General features: G+C 68.4%; 25 protein-coding genes and 1 tRNA gene. 11 read left to right on the top strand and 15 right to left on the bottom strand.

The features are described 5' to 3' along the window. Positions 1–18: 18 nt before the first annotated feature. From C9412_RS00895 to C9412_RS00870, 6 genes are all read right to left on the bottom strand, one after another. Complete coding sequence (locus C9412_RS00895; protein WP_107229949.1) at positions 19–633, bottom strand: 50S ribosomal protein L25/general stress protein Ctc; 615 nt, start codon at positions 631–633, stop codon at positions 19–21. A gap of 110 nt (positions 634–743) precedes the next feature. After that, the gene (locus tag C9412_RS00890) at positions 744–1703 is read right to left on the bottom strand and encodes a ribose-phosphate diphosphokinase (RefSeq protein ID WP_005415400.1); all 960 of its coding nucleotides are present in this window, start codon (positions 1701–1703) and stop codon (positions 744–746) included. A 140-nt stretch (positions 1704–1843) separates the two neighbouring features. Beyond that, a tRNA-Gln gene (locus tag C9412_RS00885) sits at positions 1844–1920 on the bottom strand. Between the two features lie 11 nt (positions 1921–1931). Next, positions 1932–2801, bottom strand: coding sequence for a 4-(cytidine 5'-diphospho)-2-C-methyl-D-erythritol kinase (ispE, locus tag C9412_RS00880; RefSeq protein WP_107229948.1), 870 nt, complete (start codon positions 2799–2801; stop codon positions 1932–1934). Further along, entirely contained in the window at positions 2798–3460 is a 663-nt protein-coding gene (gene lolB / locus C9412_RS00875; RefSeq protein WP_107229947.1) for a lipoprotein insertase outer membrane protein LolB, read from the bottom strand. Before lolB ends, ispE begins: the two co-directional genes overlap by 4 nt. Then, positions 3457–5142, bottom strand: coding sequence for a tetratricopeptide repeat protein (locus C9412_RS00870; protein ID WP_181358736.1), 1686 nt, complete (start codon positions 5140–5142; stop codon positions 3457–3459). The genes lolB and C9412_RS00870 overlap by 4 nt, the downstream gene beginning before the upstream one ends. A gap of 63 nt (positions 5143–5205) precedes the next feature. Here C9412_RS00870 and hemA point away from each other — a divergent pair, with 63 nt between their 5' ends. From hemA to ppk2, 4 genes are all read left to right on the top strand, one after another. Next, on the top strand, positions 5206–6489 hold the full coding sequence (gene hemA, locus C9412_RS00865) for a glutamyl-tRNA reductase (protein ID WP_107229945.1): 1284 nt from the start codon (positions 5206–5208) through the stop codon (positions 6487–6489). Next, positions 6467–7549, top strand: coding sequence for a peptide chain release factor 1 (gene prfA, locus C9412_RS00860; protein ID WP_107229944.1), 1083 nt, complete (start codon positions 6467–6469; stop codon positions 7547–7549). Before hemA ends, prfA begins: the two co-directional genes overlap by 23 nt. A gap of 4 nt (positions 7550–7553) precedes the next feature. Further along, positions 7554–9266 carry a tetratricopeptide repeat protein gene (locus C9412_RS00855; protein ID WP_107229943.1) on the top strand — a complete coding sequence of 571 codons (1713 nt, stop codon included), beginning with the start codon at positions 7554–7556 and terminating at the stop codon, positions 9264–9266. A 198-nt stretch (positions 9267–9464) separates the two neighbouring features. After that, entirely contained in the window at positions 9465–10247 is a 783-nt protein-coding gene (gene ppk2 / locus C9412_RS00850) for a polyphosphate kinase 2 (protein WP_107229942.1), read from the top strand. A gap of 627 nt (positions 10248–10874) precedes the next feature. On the opposite strand, the gene C9412_RS00840 is transcribed toward ppk2, so the two are convergent. Then, on the bottom strand, positions 10875–11450 hold the full coding sequence (locus tag C9412_RS00840) for a TlpA disulfide reductase family protein (protein ID WP_107229941.1): 576 nt from the start codon (positions 11448–11450) through the stop codon (positions 10875–10877). Further along, positions 11447–12721, bottom strand: a complete 1275-nt coding sequence (locus C9412_RS00835; protein WP_107229940.1) for a YihY family inner membrane protein — start codon at positions 12719–12721, stop codon at positions 11447–11449. The genes C9412_RS00840 and C9412_RS00835 overlap by 4 nt, the downstream gene beginning before the upstream one ends. Positions 12722–12798: 77 nt before the next feature. Here C9412_RS00835 and wrbA point away from each other — a divergent pair, with 77 nt between their 5' ends. The 3 genes from wrbA to C9412_RS00820 all read left to right on the top strand — a co-directional run bounded on the left by wrbA (position 12799) and on the right by C9412_RS00820 (position 14289). Further along, positions 12799–13392 carry an NAD(P)H:quinone oxidoreductase gene (gene wrbA / locus C9412_RS00830; RefSeq protein ID WP_107229939.1) on the top strand — a complete coding sequence of 198 codons (594 nt, stop codon included), beginning with the start codon at positions 12799–12801 and terminating at the stop codon, positions 13390–13392. After that, complete coding sequence (locus tag C9412_RS00825) at positions 13389–13724, top strand: DUF2069 domain-containing protein (RefSeq protein WP_107229938.1); 336 nt, start codon at positions 13389–13391, stop codon at positions 13722–13724. The genes wrbA and C9412_RS00825 overlap by 4 nt, the downstream gene beginning before the upstream one ends. A 79-nt stretch (positions 13725–13803) precedes the next feature. Further along, positions 13804–14289, top strand: coding sequence for an asparaginase domain-containing protein (locus C9412_RS00820; protein WP_010481766.1), 486 nt, complete (start codon positions 13804–13806; stop codon positions 14287–14289). A gap of 88 nt (positions 14290–14377) precedes the next feature. Here the strand turns inward: C9412_RS00820 and C9412_RS00815 are convergent, their stop codons facing one another. From C9412_RS00815 to sufT, 3 genes are all read right to left on the bottom strand, one after another. Further along, complete coding sequence (locus C9412_RS00815; protein ID WP_107229937.1) at positions 14378–16117, bottom strand: S8 family peptidase; 1740 nt, start codon at positions 16115–16117, stop codon at positions 14378–14380. A gap of 682 nt (positions 16118–16799) precedes the next feature. Next, entirely contained in the window at positions 16800–17894 is a 1095-nt protein-coding gene (locus tag C9412_RS00810) for a branched-chain amino acid aminotransferase (protein WP_107229936.1), read from the bottom strand. Between the two features lie 59 nt (positions 17895–17953). Next, complete coding sequence (gene sufT / locus C9412_RS00805; protein ID WP_004144911.1) at positions 17954–18505, bottom strand: putative Fe-S cluster assembly protein SufT; 552 nt, start codon at positions 18503–18505, stop codon at positions 17954–17956. Positions 18506–18627: 122 nt separating this feature from the next. Between sufT and C9412_RS00800 the strand changes: the two genes are divergently transcribed. After that, the gene (locus C9412_RS00800) at positions 18628–19047 is read left to right on the top strand and encodes a hypothetical protein (RefSeq protein WP_107229935.1); all 420 of its coding nucleotides are present in this window, start codon (positions 18628–18630) and stop codon (positions 19045–19047) included. 144 nt (positions 19048–19191) lie between these two features. On the opposite strand, the gene C9412_RS00795 is transcribed toward C9412_RS00800, so the two are convergent. Together C9412_RS00795 and C9412_RS00790 are read right to left on the bottom strand one after the other, a co-directional pair. After that, complete coding sequence (locus C9412_RS00795) at positions 19192–20652, bottom strand: NAD(P)(+) transhydrogenase (Re/Si-specific) subunit beta (protein ID WP_107229934.1); 1461 nt, start codon at positions 20650–20652, stop codon at positions 19192–19194. Next, complete coding sequence (locus C9412_RS00790) at positions 20649–20969, bottom strand: NAD(P) transhydrogenase subunit alpha (protein WP_107229933.1); 321 nt, start codon at positions 20967–20969, stop codon at positions 20649–20651. Before C9412_RS00790 ends, C9412_RS00795 begins: the two co-directional genes overlap by 4 nt. 97 nt (positions 20970–21066) lie before the next feature. On the opposite strand from C9412_RS00790, the gene C9412_RS00785 reads away from it, so the two are divergent. The 3 genes from C9412_RS00785 to C9412_RS00775 are packed head-to-tail and all read left to right on the top strand — an operon-like array spanning position 21067 to position 22439. Next, entirely contained in the window at positions 21067–21651 is a 585-nt protein-coding gene (locus C9412_RS00785) for an RNA polymerase sigma factor (protein WP_107229932.1), read from the top strand. After that, complete coding sequence (locus C9412_RS00780) at positions 21648–21974, top strand: hypothetical protein (RefSeq protein WP_107229931.1); 327 nt, start codon at positions 21648–21650, stop codon at positions 21972–21974. The genes C9412_RS00785 and C9412_RS00780 overlap by 4 nt, the downstream gene beginning before the upstream one ends. Before the next feature lie 3 nt (positions 21975–21977). After that, on the top strand, positions 21978–22439 hold the full coding sequence (locus C9412_RS00775; protein ID WP_107229930.1) for a DUF3106 domain-containing protein: 462 nt from the start codon (positions 21978–21980) through the stop codon (positions 22437–22439). A gap of 119 nt (positions 22440–22558) precedes the next feature. Here C9412_RS00775 and C9412_RS00770 read toward each other — a convergent pair whose 3' ends face one another. Both C9412_RS00770 and C9412_RS00765 read right to left on the bottom strand, forming a co-directional pair. After that, entirely contained in the window at positions 22559–23638 is a 1080-nt protein-coding gene (locus C9412_RS00770) for an NAD(P) transhydrogenase subunit alpha (protein WP_107229929.1), read from the bottom strand. Positions 23639–23690: 52 nt separating this feature from the next. Next, positions 23691–26006 (bottom strand): DUF1631 domain-containing protein, encoded by a 2316-nt coding sequence (locus C9412_RS00765; protein WP_107229928.1) that lies wholly within the window; start codon positions 26004–26006, stop codon positions 23691–23693. Positions 26007–26303 lie beyond the last annotated feature (297 nt).

Below are 26303 nucleotides of genomic sequence, written 5' to 3'. Positions count from 1 at the left end.
GCAGGCACCGTAGCGGTATTACTCGGCAGCCGCTTCTTCGTCGGCCGCGTCGGCCTTGCCGGCCTTGGCGGTGACGATGGCGTCGTCGTGGTCCTTGCCCAGCGCCAGCGCCGGGATTTCCACGCCCTTCGGCAGCTTGATGTTGGACAGGTACACCACGTCACCGGCCTTCAGCTCGCCCAGGTCGACTTCGATCGACTCCGGCAGGTCCTTCGGCAGGCAGGTGATGGTCACTTCCTTCAGTTCGTGGGTGACCACGACGTCGGCAGCCTTGCCAGCCGGCGAGGTGTCTTCGTTGACGAAGTGCAGCGGGACCGAAGCGGTCAGGGCTTCGTTCTCGTTCACGCGCTGGAAGTCCAGGTGCATGATCAGCTGCTTGTACGGGTGGCGCTGCATGTCACGCAGCAGGACCTTCTGCACCTGGCCGTCCAGGTTCAGGTCCAGGATCGAGGCATAGAACCACTCGTTCTGCTGGGCCAGCCAGATTTCGTTGTGGTCCAGGCTGATGGCGACCGGCTCGGCGTTGCCGCCGTACACGATGGCCGGGATCACACCGGCGTGACGCAGGCGGCGGCTCGCACCCTTACGCTGCAGTTCACGCTTGGTGACCTTGATTTCATGGGTCTTCGACATTTTCGACTACTCAGGTTGTTGCCCTGCCTTGCGGCCTGGCGGTTGAAGATGCTTCCGCGACCAGAAGCATCCGGGGTATGCCCCCACCGTTGCCGGCAGGAGCGAAAAACTCAATCGACGTACAGCGAGCTTACCGACTCGCCGAAGGCGATGCGGCGCATCGTTTCGGCCAGCATTTCCGCCACGCTCAGCTGGCGGATCTTGCTGCACACGCGCGCGGCGTCCTTCAGCGGAATGGTGTCGGTCACCACCAGTTCGTCCAGCTGCGAATTGGTGATGTTGTCCACCGCCGGGCCCGACAGCACCGCGTGGGTGCAGTAGGCGGCGACCTTGAGCGCACCGCGCGCCTTCAGGGCAGCGGCAGCGGCGCACAGGGTGCCGGCGGTATCGACGATGTCATCGACCATCACGCAGGTCTTGCCTTCGACGTCACCGATGATGTTCATCACGGTGGAGACGTTGGCGCGCGGGCGGCGCTTGTCGATGATTGCCAGATCGGCGTCATCCAGGCGCTTGGCCACGGCGCGCGCGCGGACCACACCACCCACGTCCGGCGAGACCACGATCAGGTTCTCGGTGCCGTAGGCGCGCCAGATGTCGGCCAGCAGCAGCGGGGACGCATACACGTTGTCCACCGGAATATCGAAGAAACCCTGGATCTGGTCGGCGTGCAGATCGACGGTCAGCACGCGGTCAGCGCCAGCGGTGCTGAACATCTTCGCCGCCAGCTTGGCGGTGATCGGCACGCGCGAGGAACGCATGCGGCGATCCTGGCGCGAGTAGCCGAAGTACGGCACCACGGCGGTCACGCTGGCCACCGATGCGCGCTTGAGCGCGTCGATCAGCACCAGCAGTTCCATCAGGTTTTCCGCGCTCGGCGCGCAGGTCGGCTGGATCACGAACACGTCCTGCTTGCGGACGTTCTCTTCGATCTCCACCTGCACTTCGCCATCGGAGAAGTGCGAGACCAGCGCCTTGCCCGGGCGAACCCCCAGTTCCTTGCAGATGTTCTGCGCCAGACGTTTGTTGGCGTTGCCGGAAAAGACCAGCAGGTTCGGGGACTCTTGCATCATGATTGTCTCGGGCGGGGACGAGTGGCGGGGATCCGGAGTCGGCAAGGACCCTGATGGACCCTTGCTGCTGACAACACCGCGGTTGTTTCCACGTCCCGCGCGGGCGATGCGCTGGAAGGCGCGGACACAGCCGCTATTGGCAGGGGCGGTAGGATTCGAACCTACGAATGCCAGGATCAAAACCTGGTGCCTTGGGCCTCTTGGCGACGCCCCTGCATTGATAAATCAGTGTTGCTCGAGTGCATCCAGCAGTGGCGAACGCGCAACGCCCGCAGCCACCCTTGCCCGCAACTCCTTCGGCAACTTCGACCGTCCCTGCTCTGCGGCAGCCTGCGATGCGAACTCGACGAAACAACCACTTCCCGAACCGGTCAGTCGCGCCGCGCCAATGTCGCTCAACGCTGCAAGCGCTGCATCAACGGCAGGCTCACGGCGGCGCAGCACCGGTTCGAACGCGTTCCCGACCAGGGTCCCGGAAGCGAAGTCCTCTATTTTCGCCACTGGGCTGTCGCGCGTCAAATCCGGGTCTGCGAACAGGGCCGGCGTGGGAACATGAACGCCGGGCTCGACCACCACATACCAGGCAGGTGCGAGCGTGATCGGACGCAGGCGCTCGCCTACGCCTTCAGCCCAGGCGTTGCGGCCACGCACGAATACCGGCACGTCCGCACCCAGCCGAAGACCCAGCGCAGCCAGCGCGTCTTCGTCCAGGCCGGCCTGCCAGAGCCGGTTCAGCGCGACCAGCACGGTGGCGGCATCCGATGAGCCGCCACCGAAACCACCGCCAGCAGAAACATGTTTTTCGACGATGATGTCAGCACCTTGCGCGACATTGGCGACCTCTTTCAGCAATCGCGCAGCGCGAACCGCGAGATCGTCAGCTTCGGCCACGCCAGCCAAGCCCTCGCCCTGCCGGCGCACCTGGCCGTCTTCACGCAGGCGCAGGCCGATGCGGTCGCCCCAGTCGAGCAGGCGGAATACGGTCTGCAGCTCGTGATAGCCATCGGCGCGACGGCCGGTGATATGCAGGAACAGGTTCAGCTTGGCCGGGGCCGGCCACCAGGACCAGCCCGCACCCTCGACCGCCGCATTCATGGAGCGCCCTGCCCCCACTGGTCCACCAGCAGCCGCACCTTGGCATCGCCCCGGCTGGCCTCGATCCGGCGCGGCAACGCCGGACGCGCTGCGTCGGCCGGGTACCAGTCCAGGTACTGCACCTGCCAGCCCATCTGCTGCATGCGGCGCGGCCGGCCTTCGCCGTCGCGTTCGACCGCCTGCGCGCCATCGCCGGTGCCAGCGGCCACCAGGCCGCGGATCCAGTCAGGCAACGGGTTGACCGGAATGTCCCAGCCGGTGGCGTCGAGCAGCAGCTGCTGGGCGTCCTCGCCCTCGCGCGCGCCGCCTGCCAGCCCTTCCAGGCGCCCACCTCCGGATTGGGTATCGCCGCTCAGCTTCCAGCTCTGCCGGGTCACCGGTGCGCTCAGTTCGACCACATAACGGCGGCCCTGCTGCTTCCAGTCGATGCGACCGCTGCCGCCGTCCTTGCCCTTGCTGACCGCCACCCGGCCCTGGAAGGCCCAGTCCGGCTGTGCGTGCAGCGCGGCCACGCGCGCCGCTTCGGCCTGCGCCGCCTCGGCCGAAACCGTTTCGACCACGGCCGGCGGCGCTGTCTTCTGGGTGCCCACGCTGGTACAGGCGGAAACGGCCAGGGTCGCGGCCGCCAACAGCAGCGGCCGGATCAGGGAAACACTCATGGATTGAACTTCTCGCGGGCGCGCAGCAGCGCGCGGTTCTCGGGATCGAGCTTGGCGGCTTCTTCAAAGAAGTGGCGGGCTTCGTCGTGCTTGCCCAGCACCCACAGCACTTCGCCGACATGGGCGGCGATCTCCGGGTCCTTGGCCAGGGTCCAGGCGCGACGCAGCTGCACCAGCGCTTCTTCCTTGCGGCCCAGGCGATACAGCACCCAGCCATAGCTGTCGACGATGGCCGCATTGTCCGGCTCGGCCACGCGTGCGCGGTCGATCAGTTCCAGCGCCTCCTGCAGGCGCCCGGTGCGGTCGGCCAGGGTGTAACCGAGTGCATTCAGCGCCGGTACGTTTTCCGGGTCGGTCACCAGGATCTTGCGCAGGTCGGCTTCGGCGCGCGGGATGTCGTCGCGGCGCTCCCAGGTGAGCGCGCGCGCATACAGCAGGCCGTTGTCATCCGGGAAGGCGGCCAGGCCGCGGGCCAGCGCGTCCAGCTCACCGGCGCTGTCGTCACCGCGCTGGCGCAGTTCGGCTTCCAGCAGGTAGGCGTCGCGGCGCACATCGTCATCGACAACCGCATCGGACTGGATCGCGTGCACTTCATCCAGCGCCAGCGGCAGGCGCCCGGCCAGGGCCTGGGCGTTGGCTGCGCGCAGGCGCGCCTCGCTCAGTTCATCGCCACCGGGCACGCTGTGGTACCACTGCACCGCCTCGGGATAGCGCTTGAGGTACTCGGCGATCTTGCCCAGCAGCAGGCGCTGCGCCGGATCCGGCTTGGCCGCCTGCCGCGACAGCTCGTTGTACAGATTGGACAGCGCGGCCTTGTCGCCCTGCTTGGCCAGCAGCGAGGCGCGCATGCCCCAGGTCTGCACGTCCTGCGGGCCGAACGCCAGCACGCGCTCGGCCGCGGAAGGCTGGCCGAGGCTGTCGTAGGCGATGGCCACCGCGTTGCGCAGTTCCGGGTCCTGGCGGGTCCTGGGCTCGACGTCGTGCAGCAGCGTCAGCGCCTTGCCGGTCTCGCCGGCCTGCTGCAGCTGGCTGGCGCGCAGCAGGGCCACGCGCGGCTCTTCGGGGAAGCGCTTGACCACTTCATCGATCATCCGCCGCGCCAGTTCGGGCTTGTCCATGCGCAGGGCAAGGCGGCCGAACTCCTGCCAGGCCTCGATCTTCGGCGGAATGGCGTTGGCCTCGACCAGTTCGCCCAGCACCTGCGCCGGCACCGCCGGATCGCGACCGCCGCCGATCAGCGCGGCCAGGGCGAACTTCCAGCCCCGCTCATCGGGGTCGGCCAGCAGCCCCTGCAGCTCGGTGCGGGCGGCCTTCACATCGCCCTGGCGCATGGCCAGCGCACCGGCCGCGCTGCGCATCGTCAACGAGCGCGGCGCGCGCTGTTGCCACAGGGCCAGACCCTTGGCAGCACTGGCATCATCGTTGGCCAGCATGGAAATGCGGGTGGCACGCTCGGCCAGGCCGGCATCGCCGTCGGTCCGCTGGGCCGCCTGCAGGTACCAGCGCGCGGCCTCGGCCAGCTTGCCGGCCTGCAGCGCGAACTCACCGGCCATCACCGGTTCCAGCGCCAGTTCCTCAGTGGCCGGGACCCGTACAGGAGCCTTGGCCGGCACCGCCGCCAGGGCCTGGCCGCAGGCCAGGGACAGCAGCAGAACACTGGGGATGCGAATCAATGCGGGCATCGTCGGCATCGGGGCCTTAAAATGTCGTCCAATGGCCAGCAGCTTATCGCAAGCAACTGAACAATGACCCTGTGGGTGCTCGGACTGAATCACCAGACCGCACCGGTGGAGCTGCGCGAGCGCGCGGCCTTCGCCGGTGAGGCGCTGCCGCGCGCGCTGGGTTCGCTGCGCGACACCCCGCAGATTGCCGAGGCGGTGCTGCTGTCCACCTGCAACCGCACCGAACTGTACGCCGTGGCCGATTCGGCACAGGCGCTGGACCAGTGGCTGCACAGCCAGGCCGGCGACCTGCAGGGCTACCTGTACCAGCACGCCGATGCCGAGGCGGTGCGCCACCTGTTCCGGGTCGCCACCGGGCTGGACTCGATGGTGCTGGGCGAGCCGCAGATCCTGGGCCAGGTGAAGGATGCCTGGTCCACCGCGCGCGACCACGGCCTGCTGGGCCAGCGCCTGGACCGGCTGTTCCAGCAGACCTTCTCGGTGGCCAAGCGCGCCCGTACCGACACCCAGGTGGGGGCCAACCCGGTATCGGTGGCCTCGGCAGCGGTGCGTCTGGCGCAGAACGCCTTCGCGCGGCTGGACGATTCCACGGTACTGCTGGTCGGTGCCGGCGAGACCATTGAACTGGCCGCGCGCCACCTCAGTGAAGGCAAGGTGCGCCGGCTGCTGATCGCCAACCGCACCCTCGCCCACGCCCAGGAGCTGGCCACCCGCCACGGCGGCGTGGCCTTGCCGCTGACCGAGCTGGACCGCCACCTGGCCGAGGCCGACGTGGTGTTCTCGGCCACCGCCGCGCGCGAACCGGTGATCCACCGCGAGATGGTGGCCAAGGCGCTGCGCGCGCGCCGGCACAAGCCGATGCTGCTGTTCGACCTGGCCGTACCGCGTGACATCGAATCGGAGGTCGGCACGCTCAACGATGCCTTCCTGTACACCGTCGATGACCTGGAACGCGCGGTGGAAGACAACCGCCGCGGCCGTCGCGAGGCCGCCGCCGAAGCCGAGGCGATCATCGACCTGCAGGTGTCGCGCTTCGTCGAGACCCAGCAGGCCAGCGCCCACCAGGCCCCGCTGCGGCAGCTGCGCGCGTTCGGCGAGGCCACCCGCGCCGAGCTGCTGGAACGCGCGCGCCAGCAGCTGGCCAACGGCAAGCCGGCCGATGAAGTGCTGGAACTGCTGGCCCATGGCCTGACCAACCGCCTGCTGCACCCGCCCACCGCTGCGTTGCGCGCGGCCGCATTGAGCGGCGATGCCGACCTGACCCGCGCCGCGCAGCGCCTGTTCCCGGCCACGCCGGGTTACCACCATCCCTCCGTGAGACCCGATGACGCCGACCCTGCGCCGTAAGCTGGAAGCGCTGGCCGAGCGCCGCGAAGAACTGGAACGCCTGCTCGCCGAACCCGATGTGGTCGCCGACAACACCCGTTTCCGCGACCTTTCGCGCGAATTCGCCCAACTTGAACCGGTCGCCACCGCACTCGCCGACGAAGCCCGTGCCAAGGCCGACCTGGCCGCCGCCGAAGGCATGCGCGCCGACCCCGATCTGCGCGAGCTGGCCGACGAGGAAATCACCTCCGCACAGGCCCGCCTGCAGGAGCTGGAACAGGAACTGGCACTGCTGCTGGTGCCGCGCGACCCGCGCGATGAAGGCAACCTGTTCCTGGAAGTGCGCGCCGGCACCGGCGGCGACGAAGCGGCGATCTTCGCCGGCGACCTGTTCCGCATGTACGCCCGCTATGCCGAGCGCCAGGGCTGGAAGGTCGAGATCGAATCGGACAACCCCGGCGAGCATGGCGGCTACAAGGAAGTGGTGGCGCGCGTGGTCGGCCGCGGTGCGTTCTCGCGGCTGAAGTTCGAATCGGGCACCCACCGCGTGCAGCGCGTGCCGGCCACCGAATCGCAGGGCCGCATCCACACCTCTGCCGCCACGGTGGCGATCATCCCCGAAGCCGACGAAGTCGATGACATCGTCATCAACCCGGCCGACCTGAAGGTGGATACCTTCCGTTCGTCCGGCGCCGGCGGCCAGCACGTCAACAAGACCGAATCGGCGATCCGCATCACCCACGTGCCCACCGGCGTGGTGGTGGAGTGCCAGACCGAGCGCAGCCAGCACGCCAACCGCGACAAGGCGATGAAGCGCCTGAAGGCGCAGCTGCTCGATGCCGAGCGCCAGCGCCAGGACGCGGCGCAGGCCGAATCGCGCCGCCTGCAGGTCGGCAGCGGCGACCGCAGCCAGCGCATCCGCACCTACAACTTCCCGCAGGGCCGGATCACCGACCATCGCGTCGAAGGCCTGACCCTGTACGACCTGCCCAACATCCTGGCCGGCGACCTCGACCCGCTGCTGCAGCGGCTCAGCCACGAACACCAGGTCGACGCCCTGGCCCAGCTGTCGGCGGGCTGACCCGATGTCGGCCTGGCAGCAGCGACAGCACCTGCAGCAGGCGATCGCACGCCAACCCGGCGACTTCGTTGCCTGGGTGATGCTGGCCGACCTGGAACTGGAAGCCGGCGACATCGCTGCCGGCGAACAGGCCGCGCGACGCGCGCTGCAACTGCGCCCGAACCATCCGGAAGCGCTGGCGCGGCTGGGTCGTGTGGCCTGGATGGCCGGTGCACACAAAGATGCCGCAACGCTGCTCGGCCAGGCCTCGGCGCTGGCCCCGCAGCACCCGGGCATCGCACTGTGGCTGGGCCATGCCCTGGAAGACGCCGACGATGCCGAAGGCGCGGCCGCGGCCTATCGGCGCGCGCACACGCTGATGCCCGCAGAGCCCTACATCGCAGCCCAGCGCCTGGCCTGGCAGCGCCGCCTGTGCGACTGGCAGGACCTGGACGCCCTGGCCGCACAGGTACGCGGCGCGCTGGCCTCCGGCCAGGGCGTGGTCGAACCGTTCGCCTTCCTCAGCGAGGACGCCAGCGCCGCAGAACAATTGACCTGCGCACGCACCCGCGCGCTGGCCGTGGCCGCTGCGGTGCGGCCCTTGCCGCCGGTGACGGTGCGCGCGCGTGGCCCGCTGCGGGTCGGCTTCCTCTCCAATGGCTTCGGCGCGCATCCGACCGGGCTGCTGACCGTGGCGCTGTTCGAGCAGCTGCGCCACGACCCGGCGTTGCAGCTGCATCTGTACGCCCTGAACCGCGATGACGGCAGCCGTATCCGCCAGCGCCTGCAGGCGGCGACCCAGCTGCACGATGTAACAGGGCTGCGACACGCCGACACGGCTGCACGCATCCGCGCACACGGCATCGACCTGCTGATCGACCTGCGTGGCTGGGGTGGGGGTGGCACCCCGGAAGTGCTGGCGATGCGCCCGGCCCCGCTGCAGGTGAACTGGCTGGCCTACCCGGGCACGTCGGGCGCGCCGTGGATGGATGCGGTGGTCGGCGATGCCTTCGTCCTGCCACCCGCGCTGGAACCACACTACAGCGAACGCGTGCTGCGCCTGCCGCGCGCCTTCCAGCCTTCAGACAACACCCGTGTACTGGAACCCGCGCCGACCCGGGCCGACTGCGGCCTGCCCGCACAGGGTGTGGTGTTCTGCTGCTTCAACAACAGCTACAAGCTCAACCCGCGCAGCATGGGCCGTGCCTTCGCAGTGCTGCAGGCCGTGCCGGGCAGCGTGCTGTGGCTGTTGTCCGGCCCCGGCAAGGCCGATGCACGTCTGCGCGCGGCCGCACAGTCCGCTGGCCTGGATCCGGCGCGCCTGGTGTTCATGCCCAAGCTGCCACATCCGCAGTATCTGGCCCGCTATCGACTGGCCGATCTGTTCCTCGACACCCATCCGTACAACGCCCACACCACGGCATCCGACGCACTGTGGGCCGGCTGTCCGGTGCTGACCTGCCCCGGCGATACCTTCGCCGCGCGCGTGGCCGGCAGCCTCAACCATCATCTGGGTCTGGCGCGGATGAATGCCGACGACGATGCCGCGTTCATCGCCACCGCCAGTGCGCTGGGCAACGATCCGGTGGCGCTGGCGGCGTTGCGCGCTGAACTGGCGCAGGCACGCGAGCGCAGCGGGCTGTTCGACATGGGTGGGTTTGCCCGCGATCTGTCGGCGTTGCTGCAGCAGCTGGCGCGCGAGCACGGCTGGTTGGGAACAGAGGCGTCGGATGGGTAACGTCGGCTGGGTAACGTCGATTGGATGACGTCGACTGGGTAGAGTCGGCTGTTGGTCGACTGCCCTAGGGGCAGAACGCAAACCCCCGCGCTGCGCGCGATAGTCGACTGACAGTCGACTCTACCCGGCTTCCCGGCATCGACATCACCTGAGCGCCGCCTGCGCTACGCTCGGGCTTCCTTCCCGCGTGGTGTGACGATGGCCAAGCTCAAGCGCAAGGACTACGACGAACTGCTGCTGCCGCTGCAGCTGGAACTGACCGCGATGGCGCGCTGGGTGCAGCACAGCGGGCAACGCCTGCTGGTGCTGTTCGAAGGCCGCGACACGGCCGGCAAGGGCGGTGCGATCCAGGCCATCAGCCAGCATCTCAACCCTCGCCAGTGCCGGGTGGTGGCCTTGCCCAAGCCCACCGACCGCGAAGCCACGCAGTGGTATTTCCAGCGCTACGCCGCGCATCTTCCGGCCGCCGGCGAGATCGTGCTGATGGACCGCAGCTGGTACAACCGCGCCGGCGTCGAGCGGGTGATGGGCTACTGCAGCGAAACCGAGTACCAGCAGTTCCTGCGCCAGGCGCCGGTGTTCGAACAGCTGCTGGTGGACGACGGCCTACTGCTGTTCAAGTACTGGCTGTGCGTGGACCAGGAGCAGCAGGAGAAGCGCTTTGCCGAACGCCACCTCGATCCGCTGAAGGGCTGGAAGCTCTCTCCGGTGGACCTGAAATCGCGCAGCAAGTACAGCGCCTATACCGAAGCCCGCGAGGCAATGCTGCGTGCGACCCATCGCGAGGCGGCACCGTGGACGCTGGTGGATTTCAACGACCAGCGGCTGGGCCGGCTGACCCTGGTGCGCAACCTGCTGGACCGGCTGCCGGATACGCGCGTGGATGCGCCGTTGCCGGAGCTGCCGAAGCTGAAGGGCAAGCTGCATCGGGAACACTACGACGTGCTGAAGCCGATCGAGGATTTCCCGGTCGAAGACTAGGGGTTGTTCGGCAGGGCCTGCGGCCCTGCACCTGCTACGAACCAGGGCAACAGCAACAGCCGAATCAGAAAGCGGCTTACCTGTGGGTAGGCGGGGTGGGTCCGGTTGCGGGGGCCGCTGCAAATACGTCCATGTAAGCTCGGTCGCGGCTTGCACGTGTGCGCTGTCCTGCGCACACGGCAAGACCGGGGTTGGGCGTCCTGCCCAACCCGCCCGAGGCATGCCTCGCGCCCATGCGGCTCACGCCCCCGCAACCGGACCCACCCCGCCTTCGACAGTTCTCCGCGATCTGTCGGCATTGCTTTCTGTAGATCCACGCCATGCGTGGATGCTCTTTGTTCAATTGTCGAAGTATTCGAACTCGATGGAGATTCATCCACGCATGGCGTGGATCTACCAGATCGCAGAAATCTGTCAGAGGTGGGGCGGTGTCGGAGTGCGGGGTGTCAGCCGCATGGATGCGGCTGCCAAGCCTACAGGGACGTACTTGCGGCGTCCCCGCACTCCGACACCGCCCCGCCACCACACCGAAATCGCGCTTTGGCTGTTGCTTTGGCTGTTGCTGAGGTTGCCGGCCAGCGGCCGGCACTACCGCGGGTGCAGGGCGCAGCCCTGCCGATACCCCACCTACTTGGCAGCGGCGATCTGCTTTTCGATGTCGGCGGCTGTCACCGGACCAAGGAAGCTGTGCGCCAGCTTGCCCTGCGGATCGATGAGATGGGTCAACGGCAAACCGCGTGGCGTGGCGAAGTCGGCCGGCGGATCGTAGGGATCCACGATCACGATCGGATAGGTCACCGGATGCTTGACCAGGAATGCCTGCATCTCCGGCGCTTCGATGTCCTCATAGGCCAGGCCGACCACTTCGATGTTGCTGCGCATCGCATGCAGCGCCGACAGCTCCGGCATTTCCTTGCGGCACGGCGCGCACCAGGTCGCCCAGAAATTCACCACCACCCACTTGCCGCGATGCGCGGCCAGGTCGTAGTCGCTGCCGTCCACCGCCTTCATCTTCAGCGTCGGGAAGTCGGCGGTGGTGCGCTCGGCCGGGGTTTCTGCCTCCGGTGCCGGCGTGGTCGGCGTCGGTGCCTGCGCTGGTGGCTGGCTGCTGGCCGGGGGCGGCTCCTGGGCCGGTTTGCAGGCCGCCAGCGCCAACAGCAGGGCCAGCGGGAGCAGCAGCGGCAACGAGGTCTTGCGGGTCATGGGGTGTCTCCGGAATCGGGATAGATATCGCTGACCTTGCGCTTGAGGCGTTCGCGCAGGGGCAGCCGCAATTCGTCCAGCGCCGCCAGCGCGGCGCGGCCCAGGCTGTCGTCGCGGTACGGCAGATGCTGCTCGGCCACCGGGATGCGCAGCTGGGTGCATTCGTACAGATCGGCCAGGCTGACCTGATCCAGGTCGCGCGACAGCAGCCACTCGCCGCGCTCATCACGGCGCAGCAGGCCGATCTCCTGCAGGTTGCAGGCCAGATCCTGCAGCAACGAGTCGGTCAGCATCGGCTCCAGCCGCAGGATCTCGTCATCGGCCAGGCCCCGGCCCTGCGCACGCGCATGATGGAAGCGCCCGAGCAGGCGCAGCAGGCCGTAGAACTCGTAGCCCTGCGGCAGGCGCAGCTCAACCGGCTGGTAGCGGAAGGCGGCCATCGACGAGGCCAGCGACGCGCCGAGCAACACCGCCACCCAGCACAGGTAGATCCACAGCAGCAGGATCGGCACGAAGGCCACCGTGCCGTAGAGCTTCTGATAGGACTGGAAGCTGCCCAGGTAGGCGCCGATGCCCCACTTCACCACCTCCAGGATCACCGCGGCCAGGATCGCGCCGGGCACCGCATGCCGCCATTTCACCGTGTGGTGCGGCACCACCCGGTACATCAGGGTGATGCATACGAACTCGATCAGGATCGGTGCCAGCCGCAACGCCAGCTCGGCCAGCCAGCGGCCCTCCTGGGTACCGAACAGGGGCATCGCAAACACCCGCGCCGACACCGCCAGTGAAGCGGCCGCCAGCATCGCGCCCAGGGTCAGCACAGTCCAGTAGACCAGGAAGCGGGTCAGCTTGGGCCGGGTCGAGCCGACCCGCCAGATCTGGTTGAAGGTCTCTTCCACGCTGTTGAGCGTGATCAGCAGCGATACCACCAGCGCGATGAAGCCGGCGGCGGTGAGCTGGCCGGCACTGGCCGAGAACTGCCGCAGGTAGCCCTCGGCCGCGCGCGCGGCATTGGGCACGAAGTTGGAGAAGACGTAATCGCTGAGCTGATCGCTCCAGCGGTCGAAGACGGGGAAGGCCGAGAGCACGCCGAACACCACGATGGCCAGCGGCACCAGCGCGAACACCGTGGTGTACGCCAGCGCCGCCGCTGCCTGGAACAGGCGGTCGTCGAGGAAGCGGTGCCACAGGAAGCGGCCGAAGCTGATGGCCCGTGCGCGATCCCGCGCGCGCTCCATCCACAGGTTGAGCGTATCCAAAGGTTCCATCGGTGGAAGGGTACCCGATGCGGAATGCTGGCAGGATAGCCATACTGGGGGCCACACGACGAGGAGAAGCGGGCACGATGGGCGAGATTCTGGTGCTGTACTACAGCCGGGGCGGTTCGGTGGCACGGCTGGCGCGCCAGATCGCGCGGGGCATCGGCGAAGTGCCGGGCATGAGCGCGCGCCTGCGCAGCGTGCCGCCGGTGGCCGCCGTCACCCAGACCGCGCAGCCACCGGTGCCCGACGATGGCGCCCCCTACGTGAGCGTGCAGGACCTGGCCGAGTGCCAGGGCCTGCTGCTCGGCAGCCCCACCCGCTTCGGCAACATGGCCGCGCCGGTCAAGCACTTCCTCGATGGCCTGGGCGCCGAGTGGGTCAACGGCACCCTGTCCGGCAAGCCAGCCGGTGTCTTCACCTCCACCGCATCGATGCATGGCGGCCAGGAATCGACCCTGCTGTCGATGCAGGTGCCACTGCTGCACCACGGCTGCGTGATCGTCGGCATTCCCTTCACCGAACCGGCGCTGAGCCACACCACCAGCGGCGGCACGCCCTACGGCGCCAGCCACGTGGCCGGTGCCGCCGACGACCCGCAGCCGACCGACGACGAGGCCGTGCTGGCGCGCGCGCTGGGCCGGCGGGTGGCCGATATCGCGCAGCGGCTGGCCCGATGAGTGCCGCGCCGCGCACGGTCCTGCTGCTGGCCCTGATGGGGCTGGCCGCGCTGTTCGCCGGCTGGTTCATCAATGACAAGCACTGGCTGGCCACCCAGCTGGTGTTCACCGCGCCGCCGCTGCTGCTGGCCGTGGCCCTGCGACTGGGCTGGCGCAAGGCCGGTTTCTGGGCCTCGGTGCTGGCGCTGGGCTGGTTCAGCCATGGCGTGATGAGCGCCTGGAGCCACCCGGAAACGCGCTGGCTGGCGCTGATCGAGATCGCACTGGCACTGCTGGTGATCTTCAGCGCCAGCCTGCCCGGCCTGCGCGCCCGCTTCGGCAAGCGACGCTGACGCTGCGCCCGCTGGGCCGTATCATCTGCATTCCTGGCCCCGCGCCGCAGTACCTGTCCTGGTTTCGCGCATGCACATGATGGAAGAGCTCCTGGTCGTCACCACCGGTGGCACGATCGACAAGATCTACTTCGACGACAAGTCGGACTACCAGATCGGCGATCCGCAGATCGGCATGATCCTGCGTGAGCTGGGTGTGACGTTCCGCTTCAACGTGATTCCGATCCTGCGCAAGGACTCGCTGCACATCAACGATGAGGACCGCGAGCTGATCCGTGCCACCATTGCCGCGCAGCCGACCCGTCACGTGCTGGTGACCCACGGCACCGATTCGATGGTGCAGACCGGCAAGGTGCTGGCGACGATCCCGGACAAGACCATCGTGATGACCGGCGCGCTCAGCCCGGCGCGGTTCCGTGGTTCGGATGCGGAGTTCAACATCGGCTGCGCGATCGGCGCGGTGCAGTCGCTGCCGAGCGGCGTGTACATCGCCATGAACGGCCGCATCTTCGATCCGCAGCACGTGCGCAAGAACGTGGCTGCGAACCGCTTCGAATCGGTGTGAGGAACCGCGTGCCGACCAAGGTCGGCACCTACCAAAGCAAAAACGCCCCGGCCGAAGCCAGGGCGTGCCCTTGGAGAGGGTCTTGGGCTCAGTACTGGGCGTTGAGGGTCACGCCCGAGAAGGTGCTGTACGCCTTCACCCGTACATACCAGGTGCCGGCGGCCGGGCTGTTGATGGTGCAGGTTTCGCTGTTGCCGCTCAGGTACGGACGGCAGGTGTAGGTGGTATCGGTCGGGGCACTGCCCTGGCGCACGTACAGGTCGGCATCACCGCTGCCGCCACTGATCGCCACGCGCAGCTGGGTGCTGCCGGCCGGAACGGCGACGGTATAGTTCAGCTCGGCACCGGTCGAGGCGCCCAGGCCGGTCACCGGCACGTTGTTCTGCAGCACGTTGCCGCCCGGATTGGTGCCGCCGCCATTGATCGCGGCGGCCACCGCCGCGTTGGCATCGATGATGCCGGCGCCGCAGCCACCCGAGCAGGCGCCCGGCAGCGGACGGGCCGTGCTCTTGATGATGCTCTCCACCTGCGCCGGGCTCAGCGGGCTCGGGGCGACCGACTGCATCAGCGCGACTACGCCGGCCACGTGCGGGGCCGCCATCGAGGTGCCGTTGTAGGAAGCGTAGCTGGCGCTGCCCGGGGTGGTGGTGCCGGTGTTGAGGGTGGACAGGATGCTCTGGCCCGGGCCGGAGATATCGATGCCGGCGCCGTAGTTGGAGAAGCTGGCACGCGCACCGGCCGAGGTGGTCGCGGCCACCGCGATCACGTTCGGGCAGTTGGCCGGCACCGAGCTGGACACGTTGGCGTTGCTGTTGCCGGCGGCAACCACCACGGTGGTACCGCGGCCGACCGCGCCATTGATCGCGTTCTGGTAGGTGCTCGAGCAGCTGCCACCACCGCCCAGCGAGAGGTTGATCACCTCGGCCGGATTGGCATTGGCCGGCACGCCGCTGACGGTGCCGCCGGAGGCCCACACGATCGCGTCGGCGATGTCGGAGGTGTAGCCGCCGCACTTGCCGAGCACGCGCACCGGCACGACCTTGGCGTTGAAGGCGGTACCCGCCACGCCGCTGGCGTTGTTGGTCACTGCCGCCACGGTGCCGGCGACGTGGGTGCCGTGCCAGCTGGAGTTGGAGGCCGGAATGCCCGAGCCGCACTCGTTGGCACCGTACCAGTCGCCTTCGTCGTTCGGGTTGTTGTCGCGGCCACCGCCGTCGCGCGCCATCGCCGCGTCGCTGATGAAGTCATAGCCGGGCAGGATGTTGGCGTTCAGATCGGGGTGGTTGGTGATGCCGGTGTCGATCACCGCCACCACCACGCCAGTGCCGGTGGACTTGTCCCAGGCCGGCTGGATGTTGATGCCGGCATTGGAGGTGCCAAAGCCCCACTGTTCGCTGAAGCGGGTGTCGTTGGGGGTCAGCGTGGCACGCATGATCTGGTCGACCTCGACGTATTCCACGTTCGGGTCGGCCGCCAGCTTGCGCATCAGCAGTTCGGATTCGGCCTGGTCGAGCGGACGGTCGGTCCTGACCAGGGTCGGGCCGACGGCCAGCTTGCGGACTTCCTGCAGGCCCAGCGCGCGGCCCTGGCTGCTGGCCAGGCCGGCGGCGGCACTCTTCAGCGAAGAAGCCAGCGCGGTGGTGTTGGCCACCGGGGCGCTGCCATCACGGTACTTCACGATGAAACGCTGGTGTGTCGGTGCGGACTGCAGGCCGCTGAGCTGGACATCACCGGCCAGCGCGGGCGTGGCCAGCAGCAGCGATGACAGAACGGACGCACCAAGGACCACCCACACTCGACGCACACGCGGTTGCGTTACCTGGGACATCGTATTTCCCTTTCTAGTGGTGTGAATGCCGGAATCGGCAGAAGCACCGGCCCGAACCATGGGCTGGCTTGCATTGGCGAGGTTCGGAAGACCGGTGAGTCAGCGGATCCCCCTATTGATCCGCCGTGCAGACGACGCTAATGACCAAAACCGGACACCACAAGATTTTCAGTGTCTTTTCAGCAAGATGAAATGTTCGTTCTGAGACTTTTCGGGTCGAGGGTTTGTGAAGGTGAAGGAACTTTCTCGCGCCCTGCACGCACCTGACTGGGTCATCACGTGTCCTGTGATGACTTTGCCGACATCGGCGTCCGCCCAATCGGGGTCAGATCCCTTTTCCGCAGGGAAAGGGATCTGACCCCCGGCCCAGAACGCAGAAAGCCCGTCACCGGGACGGGCTTTGCGGAAGAGCCGTCGAGCAAGCTCGACGCTACGGTTCGGTGTGGGCGGCGGCACTCGGGTCAGATCCCTTTTCCGCAGGGAAAGGGATCTGACCCCCGGCCCAGAACGCAGAAAGCCCGTCACCGGGACGGGCTTTCCGGAAGAGCCGTCGAGCAAGCTCGACGCTACGGTTCGGTGTGGGCGGCGGCACTCGGGGTCAGAACGCAGAAAGCCCGTCACGGGGACGGGCTTTCCGGAAGAGCCGTCGAGCACGCTCGACGCTACCGATCCATGTGGGCGATCAGCCCAGCTTGACCAGCCAGTTGTGTCGGTCCGGCAGGCGGCCGTACTGGATGTCAGTCAGCTCCTTGCGCAGCGACATGGTCACTTCGCCGGCCGGCGCGTTGATGTCGCCGACCGAGAAACCTTCGCCCTTCAGCTGGCCGATCGGGGTGACCACCGCGGCGGTACCGCAGGCGAACACTTCGGCGATCTCGCCCGAGGCCACGCCCTGCTTCCACTCGTCGATGCTGACCTTGCGCTCTTCGACCTTCATGCCGCGATCGCGGGCCAGCTGCAGGATGCTCTCGCGGGTGATGCCCTCGAGGATGCTGCCGGACAGTTCCGGGGTCACCAGCGTGCCGTCCTTGTAGACCAGGAACACGTTCATGCCGCCCAGCTCTTCCAGGTACTTGCCTTCAACCGGGTCGAGGAACAGCACCTGCGAGCAGCCCTGCGCCTGTGCCTTCTGCTGCGGCAGCAGCGAAGCGGCGTAGTTGCCGCCGCACTTGGCGGCGCCGGTGCCGCCCTTGGCCGCACGCGCGTACTCGGTGGACAGCCAGATCGAGACCGGGGCCACGCCCTTGGCGAAGTACGGGCCGGCCGGACTGGCGATGACGTAGTAGCCTGCCTTGTGCGCGCCGCGCACGCCGAGGAAGGCTTCGTCGCCGATCATGAACGGACGGAAGTACAGGCTGGACTCATCGGCCGACGGCACCCAGGCGCTGTCCACGGCGATCAGCTGCTTCAGCGATTCGACGAAGATTTCCACCGGCAGTTCCGGCAGCGCCAGGCGCTGCGCCGAACGCTGCAGGCGGCGGCCGTTGGCGTCCGGGCGGAAGGTCCAGATCGAGCCGTCAGCGTGGCGGTAGGCCTTGATGCCTTCGAAGATTTCCTGGCCGTAGTGCAGCACGGCCGCAGCCGGGTCCAGCTGCAGCGGGCCGTAGGCACGCACGCTGGCGTTGTGCCAGCCGGCGTCCTTGTCCCAGCGCACTTCCACCATGTGATCGGTGAAGTGCAGGCCGAAGCCGGGCTTCTCCAGGATCTGGGCGCGCTCTTCAGCGCTGCGCGGGTGGTCCGAACGGGTGACGGCGAAGCTGGGAATGGACTGGGACACCGGAGGATTCCTGTTCTGGTTACGGGTAGTGCCGGGCCCGCGTCACTGCGGGCCCTGGGTCAAAGCATGCCGGTCTCGAGCCGGGCCGCTTCGGACATCATGTGCTGGTTCCACGGCGGGTCGAATACCAGCTCGACGTCGGCCTCGGCCACCGTCGGGATCATTTCAAGCTTGCTGCGCACGTCGTCGACCAGGATGTCGCCCATGCCACAGGCCGGCGCGGTCAGGGTCATCTTCACGTCGATCTCGCGCTGGCCCTCGTCCAGGTGCTTGATCTCGACCTCGTAGACCAGGCCCAGTTCGACGATGTTCACCGGAATTTCCGGATCGAAGCAGGTGCGAAGCTGCTGCCACACCAGCTGTTCCACCTGTTCATCGGTGGCATCGGCGGGCAGTTCCAGCGGTGCCGGCGCCTCCTTGCCGATGGCATCACCGTCCTTGCCGGCAATGCGGAACAGGTTGCCCTCGACGAACACCGAATAGCTGCCACCGAGCGCCTGGGTGATGTACCCATAGCTGCCGGCGGGCAGGGTCACGGTATCGCCCTGCGGGACCATCACGGCCTCGCAATCGCGCTCGAAGTGGACAGGTTCACTGCTACGGGAATACATGGGGACCGATATGGGGCCGTGGCTGCAGCCACGCAAGCACGCATTCTAGCCCAGCCGCCCTGCCCCCGCCGGTGCACCGCGGCAAACCACAGTATCCTGTGGATGATCTTCAGGGAGCTTCGATGTCCTCCAATGCCGCGCGTGCCAGGACCGTGACCTGGCTCTGGCCCTTCATGCTGTTGCTGGGCTTGGTTGTTGCTCCCCTCGCCTGGCTGGTGCTGGCGCTGATGACCGGCCGACAGGTCGGCTGGATGGCGGTGGTGACCGCCCTGGAACTGGTGTTCATGCTGCGCCTGGGCACGCTCGGCCCGGGCCGGCTGCGCATCGCCCTGGTCGTGCTGGGCACCCTGCTGGTGGCCGCAGTGGCCAACTGGACCATCGCCAGCGCCTGGATGGGCGGCTCGATCGGGCTGGACCTGTGGGACGCCACGATGCGGATGGGCCCGCACCTGGCCTGGACTCTGGTCACCCTGGCCAATGGCGCGATGGAGTGGTTGTGGTTGGCGCTGGGTGTGGCCGTGGGCGCCTGGCTGGCGCGCTGAGCGCGTAAATCCACGCCATGCGTGGATAAGGGTGGTAGTGCCGGCCGCTGGCCGGCAGAAGCGTGCGGACCAAGGTCCGCACCCACCAAGCAACACATGTGGGGTCAGAGCCCTTTCCTGCGGAAAGGGATCCGACCCCGGATCTCAATGCCCGCCGTCGAGCGCCTTCAGCTCGCTCACCAGCGAGGCCGCCGCTTCGGCACCATCGCCGTACAGCATGCGCGTGTTGTCGGCGTAGAACAGCGCATTCTCGATGCCGGCAAAGCCGGTGCCCTTGCCGCGCTTGATCACCACCACGTTGCGGGCGTTGACCACGTCCAGCACCGGCATGCCGTAGATCGGGCTGGCCGGATCGGTACGTGCCACCGGATTGACCACATCATTGGCGCCGATCACCAGCACCACGTCGGTGTTGGCGAACTCGGGGTTGATGTCGTCCATGTCGGCAATGAGGTCGTAGGGCACGCCGGCTTCGGCCAGCAGCACGTTCATGTGCCCGGGCATGCGCCCGGCCACCGGGTGGATGGCGAACTTCACCTTGACCCCGCGCTGGCCCAGCCGCTGCGCCAGCTCCCAGATCTTGTGCTGCGCCTGCGCCACCGCCATGCCGTAGCCGGGCACGATCACCACGCGCTCGGCAAAGGCCATCATCGCGGCGACGTCGGCCGCGTCGATCGGCTTCTGCGAACCGCTGATCGCCTGCGCTTCGCCACCGGCAGTGCCGCCGAAGTTGGAGAACAGCACGTTGCGGATCGGCCGGTTCATCGCCTTGGCCATCAACCGCGTGAGCAGGATGCCGGCCGCGCCTACCATCATGCCGGCGATGATCAGCGCCTCGTTGCCCAGCACGTAGCCTTCGAAAGACACCGCCAGGCCGGTGAACGCGTTGTACAGCGAGATCACCACCGGCATGTCGGCGCCACCGATCGGCAGCGTCATCAGCACGCCCAGTGCCAGTGCCAGCACGAAGAAGGCGACGATCGCCCAGGTGCTGAGCGTGCTGGCCGCGATGATCGCCAGCACCACCACCGCCAGCGCCACCAGCAGGTTCATCACCTGCTGGCCCGGCCAGGTGACGCGCTTGTCGAGGCGGCCATCGAGCTTGGCCCAGGCGATCACCGAGCCGGACAGCGACACCGCGCCGATGGCCGCGCCGACCACCGCCAGCAGCAGCACCGTGCCCGACGGCTGGCGCGCGGCCAGGTCGGCCAGCGCCTGCGCGCTCCAATGCGTGGTGTCGCGGTGGGCCAGGAAGGCATAGCGCAGCAGCTCCACCGCGCCGATCGCCGCCGCCGAGCCACCGCCCATGCCGTTGTACAGCGCCACCATCTGCGGCATGTCGGTGATGGCGACCTTACCGGCCGACCACCAGGCCAGGCCGGCGCCGAGCAGCAGCGCCACCAGGATCAGCGGCACGTTGTGCAGTTCCGGCAGGAAGAAGGTGGCCACGGTGGCCAGCAGCATGCCCAGCCCGGCCCAGCGGATGCCGCTGCGCGCGGTCAGCGGCGAGGCCATGCGCTGCAGGCCGAGCAGGAACAACGTGGCGGCCACCAGGTAGCTGGCCTTGACCAGCCAATCAAGCAGTTCGACGGTGCTGATGTTCAAGCCTGCGGCTCCTTCAGTTCGTCCTTGGCGCCCTTGGGCGCACTCGGCTTGAACATCTCCAGCATGCGCGCGGTGACCACATAGCCACCGGCGGCGTTGCCGGCGCCGAGCACCACGGCAAGGAAGCCCAGCGCCTTTTCCAGCGGCGTCTGCGCGTGCCCCAGCACCACCATCGCGCCGATCAGCACGATGCCGTGGATGAAGTTGGATCCGGACATCAGCGGGGTATGCAGGATCACCGGCACCCGCGAAATGATCACATGGCCGGCGATGGCCGCCAGCATGAAGATGTACAGCGCCACGAACCCGTCACTCACTGGCAACGCTCCCGCTCTGTCTTCGTCGCCCCATCATAACCACGGGCTGAACCTGGCGCGCATCCGGGTCAACCGATGCCGCGCTCACGCGTTGTCAATGGTGACCCCGAGCGAGGAACCGTACCCTGTGCTGGTGAGCAGCCCTGTCCCCCCGAGCGCCGAGACCGATGCCCTGCCGGCATCGCTGGAGGCGTTCCTGGCCGGCGTCGGTCCGCGCGCCTTCCGCTTCGCCGAGGCCGGCCTGCGCCAGCGCGACGACGCCCTGGACGCAGTGCAGGATGCCCTGCTGCGCATGCTGGATTACGCCGACAAGCCGGCCGCCGAGTGGGCGCCGCTGTTCTGGAGCATCCTGCGCCGGCGGGTGATCGACCTGCAGCGCCGGCGCCGCTTCCGCCTGCCGTTCTGGCGCGACAACCAGGACGCCGAGGGCGGTGAGATCGACTGGGCCGACCCTGGCCCGGACCCGGCACAGGCGCACGAGCAGCGCCAGCAGTACCAGCAGCTGGTGGAGGCGTTGCGCACCCTTCCCGCCCGCCAGCGCGAAGCCTTCACCCTGCGCGTGCTGCAGGACCTGGACGGGGCCACCACCGCCCGCGCCATGGGCTGCAGCGAAGGCGCGGTAAAAACCCACCTCGCACGCGCCCGGCAGGCGCTGCAGGATTATCTGGAGACCCACCCGTGAACCGCTCCCTGCCTTCCGATGACGCCCTGCGCAGCCTGCACGCGCAGTCGCTGCAGGCGCTGTCGCCGGCCACGCTGGCGCGCCTGCGCCAGGCCCGTCACGGCGCCCGCGCGCTCCAGCGTGGGCGCCTGCGCTGGTGGCTGGCCAGCGCCTGCTCGCTGGTGGTGGCACTGGGCATCGGCCTGCAGTTCACCGGCCATGGCCCCCTGGTGGGCCCCGCGCCGGCACCGGTGCTTGCAGCGGCGGAAGACAACAGCGCACTGTACGACGAGAATCCCGATCTGTACCTGTGGCTGGGCGACACCGACCTGGCGATGGAGTGAACCATGCCCCGAATCAACCTCCTGCCGCTGCTGCTGACCCTGTCGCTGCTGCCGGCCGTCCCCGCGCTGGCGCAGAGCGCCGCTCCCGCTCCGGCCGCACGTCCTGCACCGGCCGCGCCGCTGCCGGCGTGGGAACAGCTGAGCGAGGCCCAGCGCGAATCACTGCTGGCCCCCTTGCGCGACCGCTGGAACAGCGCCGATGCCGGCCAGCGCCAGCGCATGCTCTCGCATGGCCAGCGTTGGCAGTCGATGAGCCCGGAAGAGCGCGACAAGGCCCGCCGTGGCCTGCGCCGCTTCGAGCACATGAGCCCGGAACAGCGCGAGCAGGCCCGCGCCCTGTTCGGACAGATGCGCGATATGCCGCCGGCACAGCGTGAGGCGTTGCGCGAGCGCTGGTCGCAGATGACGCCGGAACAGCGCAGGGACTGGGTGCGCGACAACCCGCCGCCGGCCAAGCCGCGGTAACGCCCCGGGGAACGGGGTCAGCGCCCTTTGCTGACGCAGAGGGATCCGCCCCCTGGCAGATTCCGGGAACCGGGGTCAGATCCCTTTGCCAGAGGCAAAGGGATCTGACCCCATGCCACTCACGCCTGCCAGCGGGTCTTGGCCAGCAGCTCATCGTCCCAGTCGAACGAGAGCTGGCCCTCACGCACGAACAGCGCGACGAAGTTCAGCAGATTGCGCGCATACATTTCGCTGGCCTGGGTCGCGCCACGGCTGGCCAGGCCCAGTGGGCCATCGATGGTCACGCCCTGGTGTTCGATGCACTGCCCGGGTTGGGTGAGCGCACAGTTGCCGCCACTTTCGGCAGCCAGATCGACGATCACGCTGCCGGCGGCCATGCCTTCCACCATCGCGGCGGTCACGATGGTCGGCGCCGGGCGCCCGGGCACCGCGGCGGTGCAGATCACCACATCCACGCCGCGCAGATGGTCGGCCAGCCGCCGCTGCTGCTCGGCGCGTTCCTCGTCGGTCAGCGCACGCGCATAGCCGCCCTCGCCCGCTGCACTGACGCCCAGGTCGAGGAAGCGCGCGCCCAGCGACTGGATCTGTTCGCGGGTTTCCGGGCGCACGTCAAAACCTTCCACCTGTGCACCGAGCCGGCGCGCGGTGGCGATGGCCTGCAGGCCGGCCACGCCGGCACCGATCACCAGCACCTTGGCCGGGCGTACGGTGCCGGCGGCGGTGGTCAGCATCGGGAAGAAGCGTGGCGCGCGTTCGGCGGCGATCAGCGCGGCCTTGTAGCCGGCCATGCCGGCCTGCGAACTGAGCACGTCCATCGCCTGTGCACGCGTGGTACGCGGCAGCTGCTGCAGCGGGAACAGCCGCAGGCGGTCGTCGGCCGCCAAGGCGGCCAAGGCCGGATCGGCCGCCGGCACAAGCAGGCCGATCACACTGGCCGCGGGCTTGAGCTGCTGCAACACGGTCGCCGGCGGCGCCTGTACGCACAGCAGGATGTCGATCTCGGGCCAGCGCGCGGCGTCGAACGCGCGTGCGCCTGCATCGTCATAGGCGGCATCAGGGAAGCCGGCAGCCAGGCCGGCGCCGGCTTCGTACCAGACGGTGATGCCCAGCGCGCCCAGCTTCTTCGCCGTTTCCGGCGTCAGCGCCACGCGCCGTTCGCCCGGCGCGTTCTCCTTGATCCCCAGCAACGCCACGGCCATGCAGGTCCCCGCTGATCGGTGAGTTTTCCCGATCCTAGCAGGCGGCCCGTGCTCAGTGCAGCGTCGCGCTGCCCGGGTCCAGGCGGTCGATCACCCCCTGCATGGCGCTGTCGAAGGCGCCGTCATCCACATGGGCGCGCAGGCGGCCCAGCCGCACCATCACCGCCAGTTCTTCCGGCGAGGCCACGCAGAAGCGCACGCCACGGCGGTTGACGAACAGCAGGCGCGAGGAAATCGGGCTGACCCACGACAGCTTGCCGGCCTGCACCTTGCCGTCCTTGTCGACGAAGTCCAGCCAGTTGCCGATCTCCATGCGGCGGAAGCGGTCGGCGTCGGCGTTGTCGAAGTCATCGGCGTCGATCTGCCCGCTCAGTTCCACCGCCGGCGATTCGGCCACCGGCGGTGCCGGCAGCGCGACCTGCGGCAGCTCGGGCAGCGCGCGCTGCAGTTCCGGCCGCGATTCGGCGATGCCCTGCAGGGTGTCATGCAGAGCATCGATGGCGCCGGTGGCGGCGTCGCCGTGCACGCCCACGCTGGCAAACACCTTGGCCAGCACCGGCTGCCAGGCCTGCAGCCACGGCTTGCCGACGATCTGGCGACGGGCCTCGGCCACTTCTTCCAGCAGGCCGTCGCCCAGGCTCAGGGCCTCGGCCACCGACGCGCCCTCTTCGCCCTCGCGCAGCAGCGCCAGGGTGAGATGGTGCTGCCATGGCTGGCGCAGGAACGCGGCGATGGCCGGCGGCAGCGTGGCGTCGCCGATGCGCCGATCCAGTTCGGCGCCGGCGCGGGTGCGGGCCATTTCCAGCTTTTCCTGGCCGCGCTGCGTCTCGGCAGCGCGGCGCTCGGCGATTTCCACGCGGCGGCGATGCTGCACCAGGAATTCGCGGAACTCTTCTTCCAGGGTCAGGAAGATCGCCAGGTTCTCGTTGAACTCGGCCACCAGGCGCTCGATGATTTCCTCCACCTTGGCCATCAACATGCGCTCGGCCTGGCTTTCGCCGGTGTTGCCCTCGCAGGCCTCGGCCAGCGAGTTGAGCAGCTTGCGCGCCGGGTGGGCTTTCTGCACGAACATGCGGCGGTCGAGCATGGCCACCTTCACGAACGGCACCACCAGGCGGCCGATCAGTTCGCGCGAGCGGCCTTCCAGTTCACGCTCGTCCAGCATCACGTCGAACAGCATGCCGACCAGATCGATCGCATCTTCGTCCTGCGGATCCAGCCGGGTCTGGCCGGGATCGACACCGAGCCGGGTGGCGCTGGACAGCACTTCACTCTTCAGCCGCTGCGCCAGCGATTCGCCATCCTCGCCGATCGCCGCGCGCAGGGTCGCGCTGGGCGTGGCCTGCAGCAGCGACAGCACCGACATCATCTCGCGCTGGCTCAACGGGCGCTGCTGGCCAATGGCCACCTGGGCGGCCGACGTGGCGTCCTCGCGTACATGGCGGGTCTGCTGCAGCAACTCGTGCAGCGCTTCCAGCAGCATGCCCTGCTGGCCCGGATAGGGCTCGCCGCTGCCGCTGTCCTCGCCTCCCAGGTGCTGCTGCATGTGGCCGCGACGTTCCGACCAGCGCGCAGCGAAGCGTTGCGCCCAGGCCGGAGCGGCCTGCTCGTCATCGGCGAAACCGGCGTCGGCACCGTGGCGGTGCTCGACCAGATCTTCCAGCGCGCCAGCGCTGCGCGGCTCGGGTGCGGCCGAGAGCGGGCGTTGCGGCGTGCCCATCTGCGACATCACGCCGGCCGCCGCCAGCTGCTCGTCCAGCTTCTCGTAGATGCGGCCGATCGGCGCGCGCAGGTCGCGTTCGCACAGCTTGATCAGCACCAGATGCACTTCCGGAGCCAGTTCACAGCCGGCAAACGCCTCGTGGATGGCCACGCCCAGATGTTCCGGGCTGATCGGGTTGTGGTCGGCGTCCAGCTCGGCACCGCCGATCAGGCGGCCCAGGCGGCGGTCCAGCCGCGCCAGCACCGGCTTGAAGTCGCGCAGCAGCACGGTGGCGAAATTGCGCACCGCCAGCCGCGATTCCAGCACGTGCTCGGCCAGCAGGCTCAAGCCGTCTTCGGCCTGGCCGGACAGGGTGGCATCGGCCGACAGCGGCTCGCCGGCGGCCAGCGCCTCCCAGGCCCGCTGCAGGTGGCCGGCAAAGGCGGCGGCGATCTCCTCGCGGCGGCGGCGCAACTCGCGCATCGCATCCAGGAACAACAGCTGCGAGGAACCGGCATTGCCCGCACGGTCGAACAACGCATCATCGAACCGCGCCAGCGCGGCCCCGAACGCCTGGCACAGCGCGGGCAGGACCATGTCCCGGGCACGCTGGAGCTGGGCCGGGTCACTGCCCGGCGATCCCATCGGTGTGGGCACGCTCATCATTCGGGAAGGCTCCCCACCTTCTCTGGTACGACAGACAGCATGGACATCGCGACGACCGGCACACCCCATGCACCGGTACGTCGATGGTAGGCCGGCCAGCCCGTCACGGACAGTGAAACAGTCCTCACTTCAAACCTCATGACCGGCGGCCCGGCAAGACCGATATCGTAAGCCGTGCAAGGCCCATGAGGCGAGGGGAAGCGGCCGTCCGTTTCCCGCCAGTGGCATGATGTTCATCACAGTTTGATATTCAGGGTGCAGACGCGACACAGGCGGCGTCATTGACCGCCCCGACTA

This window comes from Stenotrophomonas sp. Nf1, assembly GCF_003028475.1.
Lineage (GTDB): Bacteria > Pseudomonadota > Gammaproteobacteria > Xanthomonadales > Xanthomonadaceae > Stenotrophomonas.
This window is presented reverse-complemented; position numbering and strand designations above follow the sequence as displayed.